The sequence below is a fragment of the Blastopirellula marina DSM 3645 genome, assembly GCF_000153105.1.
Lineage (GTDB): Bacteria > Planctomycetota > Planctomycetia > Pirellulales > Pirellulaceae > Blastopirellula > Blastopirellula marina.
The window spans coordinates 878,447-897,864 of the sequence record NZ_CH672376.1; the positions used below are offsets into that span (position 1 = coordinate 878,447).

Annotated in this window: 14 protein-coding genes; 11 read left to right on the forward strand and 3 right to left on the reverse strand. The window is 58.0% G+C overall.

The window, feature by feature from the left end; translation table 11 throughout:
* Positions 1–33: 33 nt before the first annotated feature.
* The 11 genes from DSM3645_RS05215 to DSM3645_RS05270 all read left to right on the forward strand — a co-directional run bounded on the left by DSM3645_RS05215 (position 34) and on the right by DSM3645_RS05270 (position 15,579).
* On the forward strand, positions 34–1,581 hold the full coding sequence (locus DSM3645_RS05215) for a DUF1549 and DUF1553 domain-containing protein (RefSeq protein WP_002651012.1): 1,548 nt from the start codon (positions 34–36) through the stop codon (positions 1,579–1,581).
* Between the two features lie 14 nt (positions 1,582–1,595).
* Positions 1,596–2,912, forward strand: coding sequence for a DUF1501 domain-containing protein (locus DSM3645_RS05220; RefSeq protein ID WP_002651013.1), 1,317 nt, complete (start codon positions 1,596–1,598; stop codon positions 2,910–2,912).
* Entirely contained in the window at positions 2,896–4,644 is a 1,749-nt protein-coding gene (locus tag DSM3645_RS05225) for a calmodulin (protein WP_002651014.1), read from the forward strand. Before DSM3645_RS05220 ends, DSM3645_RS05225 begins: the two co-directional genes overlap by 17 nt.
* 292 nt (positions 4,645–4,936) lie before the next feature.
* Complete coding sequence (locus tag DSM3645_RS05230) at positions 4,937–5,905, forward strand: PstS family phosphate ABC transporter substrate-binding protein (RefSeq protein WP_002651015.1); 969 nt, start codon at positions 4,937–4,939, stop codon at positions 5,903–5,905.
* A gap of 116 nt (positions 5,906–6,021) precedes the next feature.
* Complete coding sequence (locus tag DSM3645_RS27725; RefSeq protein ID WP_050769307.1) at positions 6,022–8,718, forward strand: ABC transporter permease subunit; 2,697 nt, start codon at positions 6,022–6,024, stop codon at positions 8,716–8,718.
* Positions 8,715–11,255, forward strand: coding sequence for a phosphate ABC transporter permease PstA (locus DSM3645_RS30830; protein ID WP_002651017.1), 2,541 nt, complete (start codon positions 8,715–8,717; stop codon positions 11,253–11,255). Before DSM3645_RS27725 ends, DSM3645_RS30830 begins: the two co-directional genes overlap by 4 nt.
* 75 nt (positions 11,256–11,330) lie before the next feature.
* Positions 11,331–12,197: a phosphate ABC transporter ATP-binding protein PstB gene (gene pstB / locus DSM3645_RS05245; RefSeq protein ID WP_040352142.1), complete on the forward strand. Its 867-nt coding sequence runs from the start codon at positions 11,331–11,333 to the stop codon at positions 12,195–12,197.
* Between the two features lie 61 nt (positions 12,198–12,258).
* Positions 12,259–13,437: a hypothetical protein gene (locus DSM3645_RS30835; protein WP_002651019.1), complete on the forward strand. Its 1,179-nt coding sequence runs from the start codon at positions 12,259–12,261 to the stop codon at positions 13,435–13,437.
* A 52-nt stretch (positions 13,438–13,489) separates the two neighbouring features.
* Complete coding sequence (gene phoU, locus DSM3645_RS05260; RefSeq protein WP_002651020.1) at positions 13,490–14,158, forward strand: phosphate signaling complex protein PhoU; 669 nt, start codon at positions 13,490–13,492, stop codon at positions 14,156–14,158.
* 65 nt (positions 14,159–14,223) lie between these two features.
* A complete protein-coding gene (locus DSM3645_RS27740) occupies positions 14,224–14,937 on the forward strand; it encodes a response regulator transcription factor (RefSeq protein ID WP_002651021.1) in 714 nt (237 codons plus the stop codon).
* A 375-nt stretch (positions 14,938–15,312) separates the two neighbouring features.
* On the forward strand, positions 15,313–15,579 hold the full coding sequence (locus DSM3645_RS05270; protein WP_002651022.1) for a hypothetical protein: 267 nt from the start codon (positions 15,313–15,315) through the stop codon (positions 15,577–15,579).
* 188 nt (positions 15,580–15,767) lie between these two features.
* On the opposite strand, the gene DSM3645_RS05275 is transcribed toward DSM3645_RS05270, so the two are convergent.
* From DSM3645_RS05275 to DSM3645_RS05285, 3 genes are all read right to left on the reverse strand, one after another.
* The gene (locus DSM3645_RS05275; protein WP_002651023.1) at positions 15,768–17,636 is read right to left on the reverse strand and encodes a sodium:solute symporter family protein; all 1,869 of its coding nucleotides are present in this window, start codon (positions 17,634–17,636) and stop codon (positions 15,768–15,770) included.
* Between the two features lie 8 nt (positions 17,637–17,644).
* Positions 17,645–17,932, reverse strand: a complete 288-nt coding sequence (locus DSM3645_RS05280) for a DUF4212 domain-containing protein (protein WP_002651024.1) — start codon at positions 17,930–17,932, stop codon at positions 17,645–17,647.
* A 507-nt stretch (positions 17,933–18,439) separates the two neighbouring features.
* On the reverse strand, positions 18,440–19,354 hold the full coding sequence (locus tag DSM3645_RS05285; protein WP_002651025.1) for a metallophosphoesterase family protein: 915 nt from the start codon (positions 19,352–19,354) through the stop codon (positions 18,440–18,442).
* Positions 19,355–19,418: the final 64 nt, after the last annotated feature.

A 19,418-nucleotide genomic window follows, 5' to 3' on the forward strand; every position in this document is an offset into this window, starting at 1 on the left:
TCGAACCTTTCTCCTCTTTCAACTCGATACGCTATGTCTCGTTTTTCGATGGTTCGCTTGGCGATCGCTCTGTTCCTCTTTCCGACTGCCATCGCGGTTGCCGAAGAAGGGGCCGATCGTTCGGCTCCAATGACAGCTCGCATCGATCAGCTGCTGCTGGAACGTCTGAAATCAGCCGGGGTGGAGCCGGCTCCGGCAGCCGACGACGGCGAGTTTTTGCGCCGCGCCTATCTGGATCTAAGCGGCACGATCCCTCCGGTGGCGATCACGCGAGACTATCTGGCCGACAGCTCGCCTGCGAAGCGTCGCCAATTGATTGAGCGTTTGCTGGCGTCGCCGGCGTTCGCGTCGCATCTGGCCAGCACTTGGCGCGAGATCATCTTGAAACCGACCGATGACTTTCAGCAATTGCAAAATCAGTTTGCGCTGCAAGCCTGGCTGCGTGAGCAGTTCTCGGAAAATGCTCGGTACGATCGCATCGTCGAGCAATTCATTACGGCCAGCAGCGAGCAGGATGGTCCGGTTTATTTTTACGACGCACTCGATTTGAAGCCGGAACAATTGGCGGCCGAGACGTCGCGGATTTTTCTGGGGCTGCACATTCAGTGCGCCGAATGTCACGATCACCCGTTCGACGATTGGAAGCAGCGTGACTTTTGGGGCTACGCCGCCTTCTTTGCGCGTGTCGCCAAGCGGGATAGCGCCATGGGGCGAATCTCGTTGGTCGATCAAGAAATGGGGGAAGTGAAGATTCCCGAATCGGAAGAAACCGTCGCGCCGCTTTATCCCGGCGGCAGCGCGCCCAGTGATCGCTTTGGCGGCACCCGTCGACAAAAATTGGCGGTCTGGATGGTTGCACGCGACAATCCTTACACGGCCCGCCGCGCGGTTAACTGGGCATGGGCGCATTTGTTTGGTCGTGGATTGGTGGAGCCGGTGGATGATCTTTCGCCGCTCAATGCGCCCAGCCATCCCGCGCTAATGGAGGAGTTGACGCAATATTTTATCGACTCCGGCTACGACCTGCGACAATTGTTGCGGACGCTGGCGATGACCGACGCCTACGCACGCAGCAGTCAAAACGTGGATGGTCAGCGCCCGGAACTATTCGCCAACATGGCGATCAAATCACTCTCGCCCGAGCAACTGTACGACGCCATTTTAAGACTAGGACTGATTCGCGAGACGGTCGGCGACCTGAGCAGCCAGGCTCCTCAGCCCTTCGATCGATCGCAGCAACGACTTCAATTTGTCGCTCGAATGCGCACCGTTTCTCTGGATCGCACCGACTTTGAAACCGGGGCGCCGCAAGCGCTCGCGCTGATGAATGGCCCGCCGGTCTCGTTGGCGACGGCGCCAGAAACGAGCGGGTTTTTAAAGTCGTTGGAAGCTCCCTTTTTTAGCGATGAGCAGCGTGTGGAATTGATCGCGCTGGCCGCCTACTCGCGACAGCCGACCGCGGAAGAGCGACAACGATTTAGCGAGTACCTAGCGACCGCTTCTCCCAACGAAAAGAAACAAGCGCTGGGCGATCTGTTGTGGGCGGTCGCCGCCAGCGCTGAGTTTATGCTCAATCATTAACGAGAGGACGGGAGATGGCCGCGACCGATCGACGACGATTTTTGCAGCAAGCGCTGCTGGGCGCCGCGAGTTGTTCGTGGTTGCCTGCGTTGGTGCAAGCCGCTGCCGAGCAACCTGTCAAACGCCGCTGCATCGTGCTTTGGATGTCTGGCGGACCGAGCCAGATGGACACGTTTGATCTGAAGCCGGGGCATGCCAACGGCGGCGAGTACAAAGAGATTGAGACCAGCGTCCCCGGCCTCAAGTTCAGCGAGCATCTGCCGCATCTGGCCAAGCAGGCCGATCGCCTGGCGATCTTGCGCGGCATGAGCACCAAAGAAGGAGATCACATTCGGGGCTCCTATCTAATGCATACCGGAGAGCGTCCCGGCGGACCGCTCCGCTATCCGGCGATTGGCGCGTCGCTGTCAAAGGCGTTGGGCGATCCGCAGGCCGATCTGCCGAACTTTGTCGCCGTCAATCCCAACGCGGCGTTTAGTCAAGCGTCGATCAGCGGCGGTTTCCTGGGGCCCAAATACGCCGCGACGACGGTGGGCCAGCGTGCGATGGCTGGACCGGCAAGCCCAGCTGCAGGCGCAACAGGGCTTGTGGATCTGGGAGTCGACTATTTGCAATTGCCGGGGGAGGTTTCGCCGGAACGAGCCGAAGCGCGGATGAAGCTTTGGCGCGGCCAGCAAGAGTCATTTTTGGCGCTGCGCGATGCGGCGGCGCCCAAGTCGCACGATACGATTTTTCGCCGCGCCGTGCGCATGATGAATCCCGCTGCCGCGGCGGCGTTCGACCTGCAGCAGGAAGAAGACGCCGTGCGTGAGTCGTATGGCGCCGGCCGGTTCGGCCAGGGTTGCTTGATTGCACGCCGCTTGATCGAACGCGGCGTGCCGTTTGTCGAAGTGACGCACGGCGCCGACGGACTCGGCTGGGATACGCACCAGGCCAACTTTGCCGGTGTTAAAGCGTTGTCGGCAGAGCTCGACCAGGGTTGGTCCACTTTGATGCGCGAGTTGGACGAACGCGGCTTGCTCGATTCGACGACGATCCTTTGGATGGGAGAGTTTGGGCGAACTCCGCAGATCAACGCCAATGCGGGACGCGATCATTTTCCGGACGCTTGGAGCTGCGTCTTGGCCGGCGGCGGCATTGCCGGTGGGCAAGCGTATGGCTCGACCAGCGAAGGGGGGCAGGAGGTGGTCGATGGAAAGACCGAAGTGCCCGATCTGATCGCGACGCTGTGTGCGGCGGTGGGCGTAGACCCGGCGACCGAGAACATTTCTCCTCTGTCGCGACCCATCAAAATCAGCGAGGGGGCGCCGATTCGTGCGTTGTTGTCGTAAGCCATCGCTGTTGGTCAGTTTGCTGCTGCTTGGTTTGAACGCTTGTCGTCCTGCCGAGCAGCAGGCGACGCTGCCCGCGCCCTCCAATACGACGACCGAGCAAGTCGCGCCGGACCAGGCCGAAGCGCCGCCAGAGGAAGCGGTCGTCGTCGAGACCGCAAGCGAGCCGGTAGTTGAAGCGTCTGAAGTCAAGCGACCGACGCCGCAGAAGTTGTTGGTGCTTGCCGATCGCCGGCCGCTGTTGCTGGAGGTCTTGCTTTGGATCGATGGTCGCCCGTTTGACGACGCGCTGACGGCGCTCTCCGAAAAGGTGATCGGCATGGCCGATACTGACGGGGATGGAATCTCGACTTGGGACGAACTGGCCGACAATCCGCAGTTTAATCGAGGGCAGCTCGGCAATCTTTCGTTTACGAAGCCGCAGGAACGTGTACGGCTGATCAATCTGTACGACGTCAATCGCAATGGTCGCGTCGACGCCGACGAGACCCCGCGATTGCTGACGCGCAATCGCGGCAAAGCCCGCGAGTTCTCGGTCGATCCTCGCGCCTATTCCATGTTCCGTCGCAGTCGCGAGCAGTCGGACGTGTTGCGGATCCTGGATCAAGATGGAGACCAGTGGCTATCCGCAGACGAAATGGAAACCGCGGATGTTTTACTGCGTGCACGTGACGCCGATGCGGATGGGATTGTTTCCGTCGCCGAGTTGGCTCCCCCACGCAGCCCGACGATGGGGATGTCGGCCAATACCGACTGGCGCGGCGAATTAGGTGCGTTCGTGCTGGATGAAAATACTTCCTGGCCGCAGGTTTTTCATTCTTTGGAGACGATCTACAACTTTGGCTCGGCGATCGAAATTGCGGCCGTTTTTGGACCAGACTCGCCGCTGACGATGATCGACGAAGATACGGATGGTTATCTTGAATTTCGGGAAGTGGCTCGCATCGCGCAGTTGCCGCCGAGCGCCACGCTCGAAATCCGCTTTGGCGAGCGAGTCGCAGGAGCCGAGTTTCTGACGCTGACGATTTCTCCCGACGCCGCTTGCCGGTTGCAGGAGACGGCGTTTGCGGCGAGCAAAGCTTTGGCCGATGGAAATGGTCGGCTATTGATTCATGCCGCCGACGATATCAATTCTCGGCTGTCGAACAGTCGGGCCCAAAATCTCTTGCAGGTCTATGATCGCGATAAGAACGAGTATCTCGAAAAGGAGGAATTTCCCGAAAACCTGGTGGGCCAACTCCCCTTCGCCGCGATTGACGCCGACGAAGATGGCCAAGTGACGCTGAAGGAATTGTCGACGGCGCTGGCGAATGTCGATCTGGTGAAGGCCTGCCAGATTCGGGTGCAGCGCATCGGCGAGATCGACCCGCTGTTCGCCTTGCTAGACGAAAACGGCGACGGCCGCCTGGCGACACGGGAACTACGGGCGGCTGAAAAAAAATTGCAGGAACTGGACGCTGATGGGGATCAAGTGGTGACGCTCGACGAATTCCCGGCCTTTGGCGGGCTAGTAATCTATCGGGGGGGAGATCGGGATGGAATGACGCTGCCGGCTCGAGAAGCTCAATCGCCTCTCGAGGGACGTCCTGACTGGCATGCCGGGATGGATTTTAACGGCGATGGTGATGTCAGTTGGGCCGAGTTTCTTGGGAACCGGACGCAATTTGAGGAGCTCGATCGCGACGGGGACGGGCTGCTGTCGGTGGTTGAAGTGGGGAGCAAGTCGATCTAAACTTTCCTTGCTTCTGGGGCAGCCTGCGGCGGAGGCGCACACGCGTTCTTCATCAAATATTTGCCGAGGATTTACGAGTTCTTGTCGTATTCTCCATGCATTAGTGACTGGCTTCTCTCGATTTTGGCCGAATTTGCCGCAAAACGTATTTAACGCTTGTTCACAGTTTATTCATCGAATCTTAACAGTCGTTGGTCATCATAGTCTGGCAGTGCTCGGCCGCTGCGGCGATTCGTAGTGTGGTCGGGGATTTCGAAATATCTGTGACATTTTTCAGAGGGAAGCACCCATAATGATCTGCCGCCGGAACTTCTTTTTGGTCGCCGCTTTGGCGCTGACCGCACCGCTTGCCGCTTCGGCGCAAGTTCAAGTCGACGAAAACCTGCCGTCTTACAAGCCGGTTCAGGGAGTCAACGGAAACATCAGCAGCATGGGTTCTGACACCATGAACAACCTGATGACCTTGTGGGCGGAAGGCTTCCAGAAGTTCTACCCCGGCGTCACGATCGAAATCGAAGGCAAGGGTTCTTCGACCGCTCCGGCCGCTTTGACCAAAGGGACCGCGACGTTTGGCCCGATGAGCCGCCCGATGAAGGAAGATGAAATCGACGCCTTCGAGAAGGCCTACGGTTACAAGCCGACCCAACTGGGCACTTCGATCGACATGCTGGCCGTCTTCGTTCACAAGGATAACCCGGTCAAAGGGTTGTCGCTGGAACAACTCGACGCCATCTTCTCCAGCACTCGCAAGGGTGGCGGTAAAGCCAATATCACCACTTGGGGTCAGCTTGGTTTGGAAGGGGCTTGGGCCAATCGTGCGATCAGCCTGTATGGTCGTAACTCGGCCTCCGGCACCTATGGCTATTTCAAAGAAAACGCGCTGTTCAAAGGGGACTACAAGACCTCGGTGAAAGAACAGCCAGGCAGTTCGGCGGTGATCCAAGGGGTCGCCAACGATCAGGCCGGTATCGGCTATAGCGGCATCGGCTACAAAACCGCCGCTGTCCGCGTCGTGCCGCTCTCGAAGTCAGGCGCCGATTACGTCGAACCGTCGATTGAAACGGTCAGCAGCTACCCGCTGTCGCGTTTCCTGTATTTGAGCGTCAACCACAAGCCGGGCAGCCAGCTTGATCCGCTTCGTCTGGAGTTCATCAAGTACATCTTCAGCAAAGACGGTCAGGAAGCGGTTGTGAAAGATGGCTACTTGCCGCTTAGCGCCAAAGTCGCGGCGCGTCAGCTTGAGATGATCCTCAAGAAGTAGTCGCACCGCTTGCGAATGTTTACCGCGTCGCCCTTGCGCCATGCAGGGGCGACGCGTTTTTTCTTTTCCCGCGTCTCGGTAGAAACAACGAGACTCTCGCCGGATTAGCCCACCCCATGTCGCAAGACGATAAGAGTTTCTCTGGTCGCCGACGTCGTATGAAGACGCGTTGGACGGTCGCCGCCGCCGACGTGCTGTCGGAGTTCGTGATTACCGTTGGCGGAATTGGTACGATCGTCGCCGTCTTGGCGGTGTTCGTCGTCCTGGTCGCGCGCGTCGCTCCATTAGGGTTGCCCGCTTCCCTTTCAGGCGAAGTGGCGCGTGAAACGCATTGGGGAGCCACCGAGCCGGTTCACCTGGCGATCGATGAGTATCAAACGATCGGTTGGGTGTTGTTCGACGACGGGCGACTCGAAACGTTTCGCGTGGATAACGGTGAGAAGCTTGGCGAGCGACAGCTGTTCAAAGACAAACAACTCTCGGCCGTTTCGACGTCGGTTGGACGCGGCGGTCTGCTGCTCGGTTTTCTGGATGGTTCGATTCAGTTTGCCGACATCCATTTTGCGACGACCTTTATCGATGTCGTCGACGCTCCTGAACAATTCCATGGGATGAAGCCTGGGGAGCGAGCGACTTATCAGCCGAACGACAACGAGACCGGCGTCTTAGAGCTTACGTCGCAGGGACAGTATCGAGTGCAGTTGCTCGAATCGAGCGTGCTCGATCCGGTTCAAGTGACCGACAAAGCGATCCTGATGTTGGACCATGTGCCCGAAGCGGCCAGCGGCGGCAATCAGGTCAGTATCTCGAAAGACGATCGCAAGTACGTTTGCTTTGCGGCCGACGGCAAATTGCGCTACGGCACGCTGAAGGAAGAAGAAGACTTTCTGACCGGCGACGTGACGCTGAAGAACGAGACGATCGCACTGGAGATCGCCGACATTCAAGGAGAGCGGCCGCAGTTCCTGCTGCAAACCGCTCGCGGCAACGACATCTTGTTAGCTTGGAAGTCGGGCCAGATGGTCCGGTTTGTCCGTGAGAACGCCGAGGATGGTTCGGGCTATCATTTGAATCCGGCCGAGAAGGTCGACCTGTTGCCCGATACCGACGCACAGTTAACCGTCTGCGATTTTATCTTGGGACGCGAAACCGTGTTTGTCGGCGATAGCCAAGGCGGAGCAAGCGGCTGGTTTTTGGTTCGCGGCGCCGAGACGGAAGAGCCGGAGTTGCAAGCTCGCAAAACCAGCGACGGTTTCACCCTGGCTCGCGTGCATGTGCTGCAGCCGGCGCCCGGCGAAAAGATCAATTCGATGCGTGCGTCGGAACGTAGCCGCATGTTGGTCGTCGGTTACGAGTCGGGGCGTTTTCGCGTCTACCAAATGACGACCGAACGACTCGTGCTTGATCGTCATCTGCCGAAGGACGCTCCGGTGATCGGCGCGATGATCATGCCGAAAGATAACGGCTTGTTAGTCGAATCGGGCGAAGGGATTTATTTCTGGGACTTTGACCCGCGACATCCTGAAATTACCGTCGCGGCGGCGATCATGCCGGTCTGGTACGAAGGTTATCCGAAGCCGCGTCAGATTTGGCAAAGCTCGTCGGCCGGCGTCGAACCAGAGATGAAGCTGGGGCTCTACCCGCTAATCTCCGGCACGCTGAAGGCGACGTTCTACTCGATGTTGTTCGGCGCTCCGATCGCGCTGTTGGCGGCGATTTACACTAGCGAGTTCACCACGCACAAAGTTCGCGCCGTCGTCAAACCGACGGTCGAGATGATGGCGAGCCTGCCGAGCGTCGTGCTCGGGTTTTTGGCGGCGATCGTGTTCGCTCCGATCGTAGAGTCGTTTTTGGCCTTCTTTTTAACGACGATTGTCGTTGTGCCGCTCACCTTTATTTTGGCGGCGATGATGTGGCAATTATTGCCGCGGCGGATCGGCTTGATCCTCGAATCTTGGCGGCTCTGGTTTATGGTTCCGGCGCTGCTGCTGGGGCTTGCCGTTTCGTATTTGCTGGGACCGCTGGTCGAGCAGATCGCCTTCGACGGCAACGTGAAGTTGTGGCTTGACGGTCGGGGATCGGGCGTCGTCGGCTGGTTGATGATGCTGTTGCCGCTGGGAGGGATGTTCGCGTTCTTTCTGAACGGCGCCTTCATCAACCCTTATTTGCGAGCTCGAGCGCTGCAATGGAATCGATCGCAGTTCGCTTTCTTGAGCTTGGCCAAATTTGCGGCCTTGGTGCTGCTGACGTTTGGCGTCGCCTGGTTGTTGTCGTCGGCGCTCTATTGGTTGCCGACGCTCTTTGGCGCTGAAGTATGGGATCCGCGCGGCACGTTCATTGATAGTTACGCCCAACGCAACTCGTTTGTCGTCGGTTTTGTGATGGGTTTTGCGGTGATTCCGATCATTTACACCATCGCGGATGACGCGCTGGCGACCGTGCCAAAACATCTTCGCTCGGCGTCGCTGGGCTGCGGAGCGACTCCCTGGCAAACGACTGTCCGCGTGGTGATCCCGACCGCGATGAGCGGGCTCTTCTCGGCATTGATGATCGGCCTGGGACGAGTCGTCGGTGAGACGATGATCGTGCTGATGGCCGGCGGCAATACGCCGGTGACCGACTGGAACATCTTTAGCGGCTTCCGAACGCTGAGCGCCACGATTGCAATCGAACTGCCGGAAGCGGTTGAGAATAGCACCCACTTTCGCATGTTGTTCGCGGCGGCCTTGGTGCTGTTCGTCATCACTTTTTTGATCAACACCGCGGCCGAAATCGTCCGGCTGCGTTTCCGTAAACGAGCTTATCAACTATGACCTCGCCTGCTGACAACGACGCTGCCGCCGCGCCGCGGGAGAAACGAGGGCACGTTTCCAAGCCGGGACTTTCGCTCCTCGCGCAGGGCGAGCCCATGGTCTGGCTGACCGGCGGTTCGTTGGCCCTCTGCTTGCTGATGATATTCGGCCTGCTGTCGCTGGTCATTTACAACGGCATGCGCACCTTCTGGCCGGGACGGCTCTATCAGGTCGAAACCGTCGATGGTGCGGTCTACTTGGGAGAAGCGGCCGGCGTCGAAAAGTTTGATCTAACCGAGCAATTGATCAACTCATTTCCACCGGAACTTGCGAAGGCTCGCGAGATTTCGCAGCAGAAATTTGAAGCGGCGGGAAGCGTTCCGTTTGAAGTCGAGCGGCGCCAATATCGGACCGGCAACTTCGACATTATCTCGAACTTCGATCGCGAAGGAACGCACTACCATACCGTCACCGAATTTGAGATGGTCGCGCCCGAAGCGACATTGCCCGAGTGGGCGATGGTGATCGAGCGGCTCTCGTGGGGACGTTTCTACGGCATGCCGGTCGAGTTCAAGATGTCGCATCGGCGACCGATCTCGGCCGAAGAAGAACAGCTCAGCGATATCGTCCAGTTGCTGCAAAGTAACTCGTATCGCATCACCGACGCCGATCAAGCGGCGGAGCTTAAAGAGGCGCTGGCGCCGGTCGAAGCGGAACTGGTCAAAGTGCGCGCCGCTAATATTGACGCGTTCATCGCCGAAAACAAATCGCTCACCGGTGAGCTGCGGGCCAAATTGAAGTCGGGCGAAGAAGAACCGCTAGCCGATGTGAAGTCGGACCAGCAGAACGTCGTCAGCGTCGTTCAGGCTTCCGTCGGACCAGAAGAAGCCTGGGACAAGTTCAACGAGTTTCATGACGAAGTGATTGACCGTTCTGCGCGTCGCAAAGAGATCGAAGAGTTTGAAGTTGGCGAGGTCAATAGCCAAGAAGAAACCGCGCGATTGGAGTTGCGTGATCAAGAGATCGCCCACCCCGGCGTTTTTATTGTGGAGTTGGCGAATGAGTTGGCCCGCCTCCAAGGGCAAGTCGCGGTGCTCGACGCAGTCGGCGAAAAGAACCAGGCGATTTCGCGACAGGTCGAAAAGCGATATGGCGCTGATTCGCCGCTAACGAAGTTCACCCAGGAAGTCACGCAAGGTTTGGCGAGCGATCTGGCTGAGCAGCAGACCCAACCGAAAAAGCGAATCGCGGAGATCAAGCAATTGGTCGCCGCCATGCCGAAGTCAACGCAAACGGCGGTCGAGAGTTTCCTCCGAATTCGGCAGGAGTCGACCGAACGCACCGTGAAGCTGCAGGATCGCATTCGCCAACTGAACGATGAGAACGCGCGCTACGTTCTGCACATGCAGACCGCGCAGGAGATCGACAAGGATATTCCGCTGTCGGAGATCGTGCGGGCCTTTCCCGCCAACCGACTCGGTATCGCCGGAAAGCTGGGCGTTTACATGTCGCGTTGGGGCGAGTTCCTGATGGATGACCCACGCGAAGCGAACTCGGAAGGGGGCGTTTTTCCGGCGATCTGGGGCACCGTCGCGATGACGATGATCATGTCGATCCTGGTCGTGCCGTTTGGCGTGCTGGCCGCGCTTTATCTACGCGAGTTCGCCAAGCCGGGGCCGATTGTCAGCGCCATTCGCATTAGCATCAACAATCTGGCCGGCGTGCCGAGCATCGTTTTCGGCGTGTTCGGTTTCGCCTTTTTGATCGGCAACGTCGGCCGCTACATTGACGGTGGTCCGAAAAACGCCGACCTGCCGGTGATGTCGTCGGGAAGTTGGTATCTGCTGCTGGGCGTGTTGGCGGCGACCGCGTGCGGCGCTTTCATGATGTCGATGTACGCGGTCGGAAATCGTCGCCAATTGACCGGGCGTCGCAATCAATGGCTCGGCAAATTTGCGCTGCTGCTGTGGGTCGCCGCGACCGTTGCGTTTTTAGTCGCTTTGGCGACCACGCCTGAATTTAACGGCTTCTTTACGTCGCATTTGCCCAACCCCGTGTTTGGTAAAGGTTGTTTGGCGTGGGCCAGCATTACGCTCGCGTTGTTGACGTTGCCGGTGGTGATCGTCGCGACCGAAGAGTCGTTGGCCGCGGTCCCCAATTCGCTGCGGGAAGGCTCGTATGGATGCGGCGCCAGCAAATGGCAAACGATTTGGAGAATCGTGCTGCCGCACGCGTTGCCAGGCATCATGACCGGCATGATCTTGGCCATGGCGCGCGGCGCCGGCGAAGTCGCGCCGTTAATGTTGGTCGGCGTGCTCAAGCTCGCGCCGGAATTGCCGGTCGACTTTTCGCCGCCGTTTTTGCATTTCGATCGCAGCTTTATGCACCTTGGTTTTCACATCTACGATCTTGGTTTTCAGAGCCAAAATAGTGAAGCCGCCAAGCCGATGGTTTACACCACGACGTTGTTGTTGATCGGCGTGATCGCCTTATTGAACTTGTCGGCGATTTGGCTTCGCGCTCGCTTGCGACGAAGATTCCAGCCGGGGCAGTTCTAACCAATCCAGCAGAGATCAGGCGGCACGATGACGATGCAACGCGAAATTGAGAATATTCCTCAGACGAGAAACAGCGTGAACGAGACTTCCCCTGCACAGCAGCCCGCCGAAGAGCGTCAGAACCGCTTGGAAATGATCGCCCAAGGGCATGAGTTCGACTCGGTCATTCACGATTCGGTGAAACGCGAAGAGTGCGTGCTTGAGATCAAAAACTTCAACCTGTGGTACGGCGAAAAGCAAGCGTTGTTCAACGTCAACATGCCGGTTCCCAAGGGGCAAGTGACGGCGCTAGTCGGACCCTCTGGTTGCGGCAAGTCGACCCTGCTGCGTTGCGTGAATCGCATGAACGACTTGATCGACACTGTCCGCATTCAGGGAGACATCGTCCTGAACGGCGATTCGATCTGTGACGCCGGCGTCGATGTCATCGAACTGCGGAAGCGAATGGGCATGGTTTTTCAAAAGCCGAATCCCTTTCCGATGAGCATCTTTGAGAACGTCGTCTACCCGCTGCGAATCGACGGCGAGCGAAATCGCGGCGTCCTGGAGGGGGTTTGCGAGCATAGCCTCAAAGGCGCCGCAATCTGGGACGAGGTCAAAGATCGACTGCACGAGAGCGGGCTAAGCCTGTCAGGCGGACAGCAGCAGCGGTTGTGCATCGCGCGGGCGATCGCCAGCGAACCGGAAGTGCTGCTGCTGGACGAACCTTGCTCGGCGCTCGATCCGATTGCGACCAGCAAGATTGAAGACCTGATTCGCGAACTGCGTGGCGAGTACTCGATCTTGATCGTGACGCACAACATGCAACAAGCGTCGCGGATCAGCGACTACACCGCGTTCATGTACCTGGGACGTCTGGTCGAGTTCGGTCCGACCGTCGACATCTTCACCAATCCAAAACTGACCGAAACCAACGCCTACGTCACCGGCCGCTTCGGCTAACGGAACGTATCCAATTTCCCATCACCGCCATTTACGTAGCCACCGATTTCAGGGGAACATGATGTCTCGATTCATTGGCGCCTTCGTTTGTCTCGCTGTGATTTTCGGATCGATCGTTCCGGCGGCCGCCGCCGAGCGTCGCTCAGAAGAGCATCAGCAGTTTGCCAAAGATTTCTGGAACTACCTGAGCGGTAAGTACGAGAAATGGGATGTCGTACCGCAGGCGCCTGCTTCAGTGCCGGCTCCGCAAGTAGCTGGCGAGTCCAAGACCTACGCCAATCCTGTCGCGTTGCAAAACATCAACGAGCCCGGCTATGGATCGATCATCGTGGTCGAACATCTGCAAGCAGGAAAGACGATCGGCGTGACCGCGTGCTATCGAGCGAAGTCAGGAATCGATTCCAAGCAAAACGATTGGTATTGGCTCTACTATCTTCCCTCGGGCGAAGTGGTGAAAACCTCGGCGGATAAAGCCGCGTTCGATAAGCCGGGTTACGTCACCTTTGAAGAAGATGGCCGCTTGTGGGCGTTTGGCCTGGCGAACCCCAATCTGGCCGACTTTCTAAATGCTGGCGAACTGGCGAAGCAAGTGATTCGACCCGGCGTCGGCCCCTCTGGCATGACGGTGAAGTCGGATGAAATGGAAACGATTCTCGGCTATCTCGCCGCCAAGCCGGGCTTTGTCACGGCGATCGAAGACGGCCGCGTCTGGGTGTTGCGTGAGGGAAGCGAAGCCGCCGAAGAGTTTCTCACCGCAGGCGAGCCGGCCAAGCAGGTGATTCGGCCCGGCGTCGGTCCGCTGGGTGTGACTTTGAAGTCAGACGACGCGGCGACGATCGCCGCGTATCGATACGGCAAGCCGGGCTTCCATACCGCGGTCGACGCCGATGGCCGCGTGTGGGTCTTTCCGGCCGACGGAGACGCTTGGAAGGAGTTCAGCGAACAAGGAGAACCGGCCGCCCACGTCACGAAGATTGGGGTCGGACCGCAGCGCGAGACGCTCAAAACGCGCGACGCCGGCGTGATCGAAGCCTATCTGGTCGCTCAGCCGGGTTACGTGACGAAGATTGTCGATGGTCGCTTGTGGGTGTTGCGCGCCGATTGCGCCGAGCTGAAGGAATTCGCCGGCAACTCGGATCTCGCGAAGCATGTCACGAAGATCGGAGCGGGACCGTTGGGGATGACCGTCAAAAGCCCTGACGCCGAAACGATTGATTCGTACATGCGGAACTTTCGCTAACGGCCAGCTTGACGCTCCCTGCGTTCGCAACGCAAACAAGGATTGAAATTCAATGTCGGTTCATTTTGAAAAGCAGATTGACCAGCTCCGCCGCCAATTATTGACGCTCGGCTCGATGGTCGAAGATCACGTCATGTTGGCGATTCGCGCCGCCGAAGAGCAAAATCGTGACCTTGCCCAGGAAGCGGTCGATCGCGACGACGATGTCGACGCGATGCAAATGGAGATCGCCGAAGAGTCGCTGCACCTGGTGGCGCTGTTTCAACCGGTCGCCTCGGATCTGCGATTTGTGATCACGGTGCAAACCGTCATCAACGAACTAGAGCGAATCGGCGATCAGGCGCACGACATCGGCCAAGGGGTGCTGCGTTTGCTCGATTCGGGCGCCCATTTTGATTTGCCGCCGCTGTTGCAACGATCCAAAGAAGCTTCGGTCGAAATGCTGCGGCAAAGTCTGGATGCGCTGCTGGATCGAGACGCTAGTAAAGCTCGCGCGATCATCGCCGCCGACGATAAGGTCGATGAGCTGCATCGCAGCATGTACGACTGGTTTAAGAACGGCGCTCGCCAGCGGCCTGACGATCTGGATTGGATGATGGAGATGTTGACGATTTCGCGGCACGTCGAACGAATCGCCGATCACGCGACGAACATCGCCGAAACGGTCGTCTATCTGGTCGAGGGCGAAATGGTGCGGCGCGGCGGCGACCGAGCCCCTTAGTCGCGCTGCTGGCGGCAGATTGTACGTTTCGTTCCCTCTGGTCCTCCCCTCGCAACGCCTTCACGATGAACAATCGGCTTGTGCTTATTATCGGTCGTCCAGGCAGGCTCAGCGCCGCCTTGGCTGATAATTTGCGGCAATCGGGCTGCGAAGTGCGAACAGCCGTCGATTCGGAAGACGGGCTGGAGCAGGCGATCACGCATTCGCCCGACATCGTGTTGGTCGGCCATCATTCGCCTGAGTCATTTGACATGTGCCGCCGCATCAGCAGTCGAATGCGGCCGGAGCAATTGCCGGCATTTCTGGTGACGCCGGGCGTTGGCCAGACCGATGGCGTCGACGAAGAACCGCAGTCGATCGATTCTCTACTAGCGGAGACGCTGGCGCTCGATCTGTTGGCACAAGGACTAAAGACGCTCCTCAGTCGGGCACGCCAAGCGGGGCAAGATGACGTCATCCTCGAGCATCACGGGCTGCGACTCGATCGAACCCGCTACACGGCCGAACTCAAAGGAGTCTCGATCGGCGCGACGCCGACAGAGTTTCGTTTGCTTTGGAGGTTGATGGCCAAGCCGGGACATGTCTTTTCGCGTCATGATCTCTTCGACGCTTGTCGAACGGAACAAGAAGGCGAGCCTTCGTCGCAGTCGCGAGCGATCGACGTGCACATCAAAACGATCCGTCGAAAGCTGGCCGAACAAGCAAATCTTATAGAGACAATTCGGGGGGTAGGCTACCGGTTTCGAGAGCCGGTTTGGGGCGTCGCCCCATTTGAGTAGAAAGTTCGACGCCGTAAGTACCGATATAGAAAGAGGTTTGGCGTTGTTTCGACTTAATGAGAAGTTAGTTGCTAGATATTAAGGTTTTGTAAGAGCCTCCTTGAACCGGGTGGAATAGCCATTCTCCAAATGGGTAGGTTGCGTCGGGTCTTAACTTAGCGACAATAAGTTCCTGCGATCTTTCCCAGCTTCGCGGACGAGGGTTCTATGGATCCCGAGTCTGAGAAGGGACGACACCGCTAGCTTTGCTATCATACCGATAGCGGCCAGCGGGGATTCTGGCGTCAACGAAGATGCCAGCGTGTGTGAAACGGATTTCCACTGCCGCGGATTTTACGCTTCGCCACGACGGTTTCAGGAGGGACGAAGTTCGACATGGTAGTTTGGAAATTGGCAGGAATGACCTTAGCCCAAAAACGTGATGAGCTACGCCAGGAACTACGGACTCGCTTTATCGAGCCGGAAGAATTCTGCGAGCTGGCTGTTTCAAGCCGCAAACTAGTACGCAGCGATGTCAGCGCCGCGTCGGTCAAAGGGCTCTATAGCCCCGATGACAATCTGTATTACTTTGTTGAGGAAGAACGCCTTGACAACTTCCGTACTGCACGGGTCCTTGATAGCCAGCCGTTGCAGATCGCCTAACGGCATTCTGCAACTGGACTTGCTGCTTGTCGCCTGACGCCGACGCCGTCTCTGAAAGACCGTGTCGCAGCCATTTTTTCGCTGGAACAAATTTCGATACGTTCTCATTGCAAAAGATAAAAGCCGCACGGGACATTGCCCGAGGCGGCTTTCATTTTGCGCTTCTAGCGATCGATTTGCCGACTCGCTTAGGGGTTGTCGGCTTCGGCGTCGGTTTCGTCGAAGTGAGCCTCTGGAGCGTGCGAGCCGCGTGGGATCCGCACGTTGTCGACCAGTTGCTGAATCTCTTCCGGCGGCGCCGGAGTCAGCCGGCTGACGACCAGCGTGACCACAAAGTTCAGCATGCAGCCCACGGCGCCGATCGACTCTGGCAAGATTCCGCCTTCGGTCCAATTGGCGAACATCGGCGTGATTAGCGGCTCGCTGAACAGGAACGGCAGGATCACGTTCGCCTTACAGGCCAGGATATAGCCGCCGGTGAAGACGATCCCGGTGATCATGCCGCTGATCGCGCCTTCGCGATTGGTCCGGCGATCAAAGATCCCCAGGAAGATAATCGGAAAGAAGCTGGCCGCCGCAAGTCCGAACGCGAATGCGACGACTTCGCCGATAAACCCAGGCTTGATGATCCCAAAGTACCCGGCGACGACGATGGCCCCCAAAATCATGATGCGACCAACGAGCAACCGCTTCGCTTCCGACGCTTTGGGGTCGACAAAGTGAATGTACAAGTCGTGAGCCATCGAACTGGAGATCACCAGCAGCAAGCCGGCGGCCGTGCTCAGCGCCGCCGCCAAACCGCCGGTCGCGACAATCGCGACGATCCAGCCCGGTAGGCCGGCGACTTCAGGAGTGGCCAGCACGAGGATGTCTTTGTCGATGGTCGCCTCGGCGAAGGTGTCGCCATCTTTCTGGAGCGAGATCACGCCGTCACCGTCTTTGTCGTTAAACACGATCAGGTCGGTGACTTGCCAAGAGTTGATCCAATGGATCGGCGTCTCGGTTCCATCTTCGCCGACCGCCGCTAGATGGTAGATCGGCGTGCCGGTCTTTTCCCCGTCTTCGTTTTCTCCTTCGTCAATGCTGACGATCTTGGCGCCGTTCAGCGTGCTGAGCAGGTTGTAACGAGCGAACAGGGCCATCGTCGGCGCCGCCGTGTAAAGCAACGCGATAAACAGCAGCGCCCAACCGGCGCTAAACCGGGCTGCCCGGACGTTGGCGACCGTATAAAAGCGGACGATCACGTGCGGTAAGCCCGCGGTGCCGGTCATCAGCGCGAACATCGTGAGAAAGACGTTTAACTGCGAGCGATTGGTAAACGGCTTCGTATAGGCCTCAAACCCAAGTTCGGCATGCAGTGCATCGACCCGCTCGTGAATATCGCCGGTCATAAAGCCGATCTGCGGAACGTAATGTCCGGTCAGCATCTTCGAGAGCGCGATCGACGGAATCAAAAACGCCGCGATCAGGATGAAAAATTGGGCGACCTGCGTCCAGGTAATGCCCTTCATGCCGCCCAATACGGCGAAGAAGGCGACGATCACCATGCCGATCACAACTCCCACTTCGACCTGCACCGCCAGGAAGTGCGAGAAGACCAGTCCGACGCCGCGCATCTGACCGGCGACGTAGGTGATCGAAACAAAGACCGCACATAGCGCCGCAACAACGCGAGCAGTCTCGCTGTAATAACGTTTGCCCACAAAGTCGGGGACCGTGTATTGGCCAAACTTGCGCAAGTAGGGGGCCAGCAGCAGCGCCAACAGCACGTAACCGCCGGTCCAGCCCAACAGGTAGACCGTGCCGTCATAGCCGCTGGCGGCGATCAGGCCGGTCATCGAGAGGAACGACGCCGCACTCATCCAGTCGGCGGCCGTTGCGGCGCCGTTGGCGATCGCCGGCACTCCGCCGCCGGCGACATAAAACTCGCTCGTCTCTTTCACACGGCTTTTCCAGCCGATGTAGAGATAGATGAAAAAGGTGATCGTGACAAAGATGTAGGTCCAGACGGCGCTAGACAACTCGACAAAGCCAAGCAGGGGGGGGAAGTCAATCATGATGCGGCTTATTCCTTTACCCCGTACTTCTTATCGAGTTGGTCCATGATCAACGCGTAGGCGAAGACCAGCACGACAAAGACGTACATCGCGCCTTGGTGGCCAAACCAAAAGCCCACCGGCAGACTGCCGATATGCCAGGCGTTGAGCTGCTCGACAAAGAAGACCGAACAGCCGAACGAGACGACTGCCCAGATGATCATCATGATCACAATGACGACCAGATTGGCGCGCCAGTAAGCGAGATTGGGGCGCGCAGGCGCGGCCGGAGGTTGTTCATCAGAGGGGGCTGACATGCGTAATCCTAAACGACAAGAAATTCAGAGAGTTTTTGAATTTGCGCCGTCTAGGGGAATCGAAGAGCCGCCCTGTGTCAAGTAGCGGGGCCGTTTTCAGGCGAAAAGGGGTGAAGTGTTGCTGCGAGAAAGTATCAAGGGAAAGTGTTTGATGAGCGTCCTTTCCTGATTGGTCTCTAGCAGCAACTCAGCTCCGTTCTAGCGTCACTTGTCCAATGATCGCCCAGATCGCGACGAACGCAATTCCGAGCCATGCATGGAGAATATCGATAGGCATTGCGTCTCCAACCGTAGTGGTCAGCGTTAGCCCATCCGTGTCCGAACTTCACCCGTCCGTGGCAGAATTAAGTATCGACGCAGAGGCCCCGGCGATTCGCGAAAAAGATCGCGCGACGTTACAGCCGTGATAGCATGCGTGCAAAGACCAGGCGGCGACCATTCTCCAGCCGCTACAGCTTCCGCATGGCCGCCCACAGCGGTTCCGGTTGTAGCGAATTTAGCGCGCGATCAGGCTTTCGTCCGCCATTTGTAGTTGGCCTGTTGTTGGAAGCCGCTCAAACGCAGCGATCCGTCTTGCAGCAAGTCCAACAGCGCGTAGGCGTTATTCTCGGCGCCGCTTCCTTCCACCATCGCGGCCAGCGTGCAGTAGTGGATACCGCCGATTTGTTGGTAGCTGTTGGCGTGGTGATGCCCCTGAAAAACGGCGTGAACATTTCGCGACAGTTCCAGAATCGTCCGAACGTTGGCGGCGTTACGGACCATATGGCTGCCGGCGTTATCCAGCCGCTGATGGACAAAGACGATCGTCGGTTTGTCGTTCGCCGCCAGGTCGTCGGCGAGCCATTTGAGCTCCTTCGCAGGGACGTTGGCGTCGCTCCAGACGAAGTTCTTCCGATGATACGGCTTCTGATCTCGCGTGAAGCAAGCGTCCAGCACCACAAAGTGCCAATCGCCACGATCGAACGAATAGTACGACTCCTCTTGGCTGACGGCCCCCAAAAACTGGCCCTTGGTCAGCGTGTCGACGCAATGGTTGCCTAGCACATAGTGACGATCGCCGCAGATCTTCTGGAATTCGTCATTGACCGTTTTCAAGTAACTCCACGAAATCTCGGCATCTCCGGTCGCGTCGATCAGGTCGCCCAGTTCTATGATCATGTCGGTCTTCGCCCCGATAAACGTATCGCTCGCTTTCATCAGCTTGCCAAGCGTCTCGCGATAAGAACGACTGCCCGCCAGCGGTTTGTCGGCATAATGGAGGTCGGTGATCATGCCGATGCGAAAATCGACCGAACTATCGTCTGCAAACGCAAACGAACTGTCGTCAGCAAACGCCAGCGAACTGCCGGCCGCAGTCAGCAGCAGGGTAGAGCCTTGTAAGAACGCGCGGCGGTCAATACAGACCGGGTGGTGATCGGGCATGGCGTTGTCATCGGGAGGGAGAAAAAGGTGGGGCTCCCAATTAGTTTATGCGCAAACCATCTTG

Bases quoted from the DNA above. Each gene is read 5' to 3' on its own strand.
- DSM3645_RS05215 (WP_002651012.1), top strand. From the start codon at position 34: ATGTCTCGTTTTTCGATGGTTCGCTTGGCGATCGCTCTGTTCCTCTTT.
- DSM3645_RS05220 (WP_002651013.1), top strand. From the start codon at position 1,596: ATGGCCGCGACCGATCGACGACGATTTTTGCAGCAAGCGCTGCTGGGC.
- DSM3645_RS05230 (WP_002651015.1), top strand. From the start codon at position 4,937: ATGATCTGCCGCCGGAACTTCTTTTTGGTCGCCGCTTTGGCGCTGACC.
- DSM3645_RS27725 (WP_050769307.1), top strand. From the start codon at position 6,022: ATGTCGCAAGACGATAAGAGTTTCTCTGGTCGCCGACGTCGTATGAAG.
- DSM3645_RS30830 (WP_002651017.1), top strand. From the start codon at position 8,715: ATGACCTCGCCTGCTGACAACGACGCTGCCGCCGCGCCGCGGGAGAAA.
- DSM3645_RS30835 (WP_002651019.1), top strand. From the start codon at position 12,259: ATGTCTCGATTCATTGGCGCCTTCGTTTGTCTCGCTGTGATTTTCGGA.
- phoU (WP_002651020.1), top strand. From the start codon at position 13,490: ATGTCGGTTCATTTTGAAAAGCAGATTGACCAGCTCCGCCGCCAATTA.
- DSM3645_RS27740 (WP_002651021.1), top strand. From the start codon at position 14,224: ATGAACAATCGGCTTGTGCTTATTATCGGTCGTCCAGGCAGGCTCAGC.
- DSM3645_RS05270 (WP_002651022.1), top strand. From the start codon at position 15,313: ATGGTAGTTTGGAAATTGGCAGGAATGACCTTAGCCCAAAAACGTGAT.
- DSM3645_RS05275 (WP_002651023.1), bottom strand. From the start codon at position 17,636: ATGATTGACTTCCCCCCCCTGCTTGGCTTTGTCGAGTTGTCTAGCGCC.
- DSM3645_RS05280 (WP_002651024.1), bottom strand. From the start codon at position 17,932: ATGTCAGCCCCCTCTGATGAACAACCTCCGGCCGCGCCTGCGCGCCCC.
- DSM3645_RS05285 (WP_002651025.1), bottom strand. From the start codon at position 19,354: ATGCCCGATCACCACCCGGTCTGTATTGACCGCCGCGCGTTCTTACAA.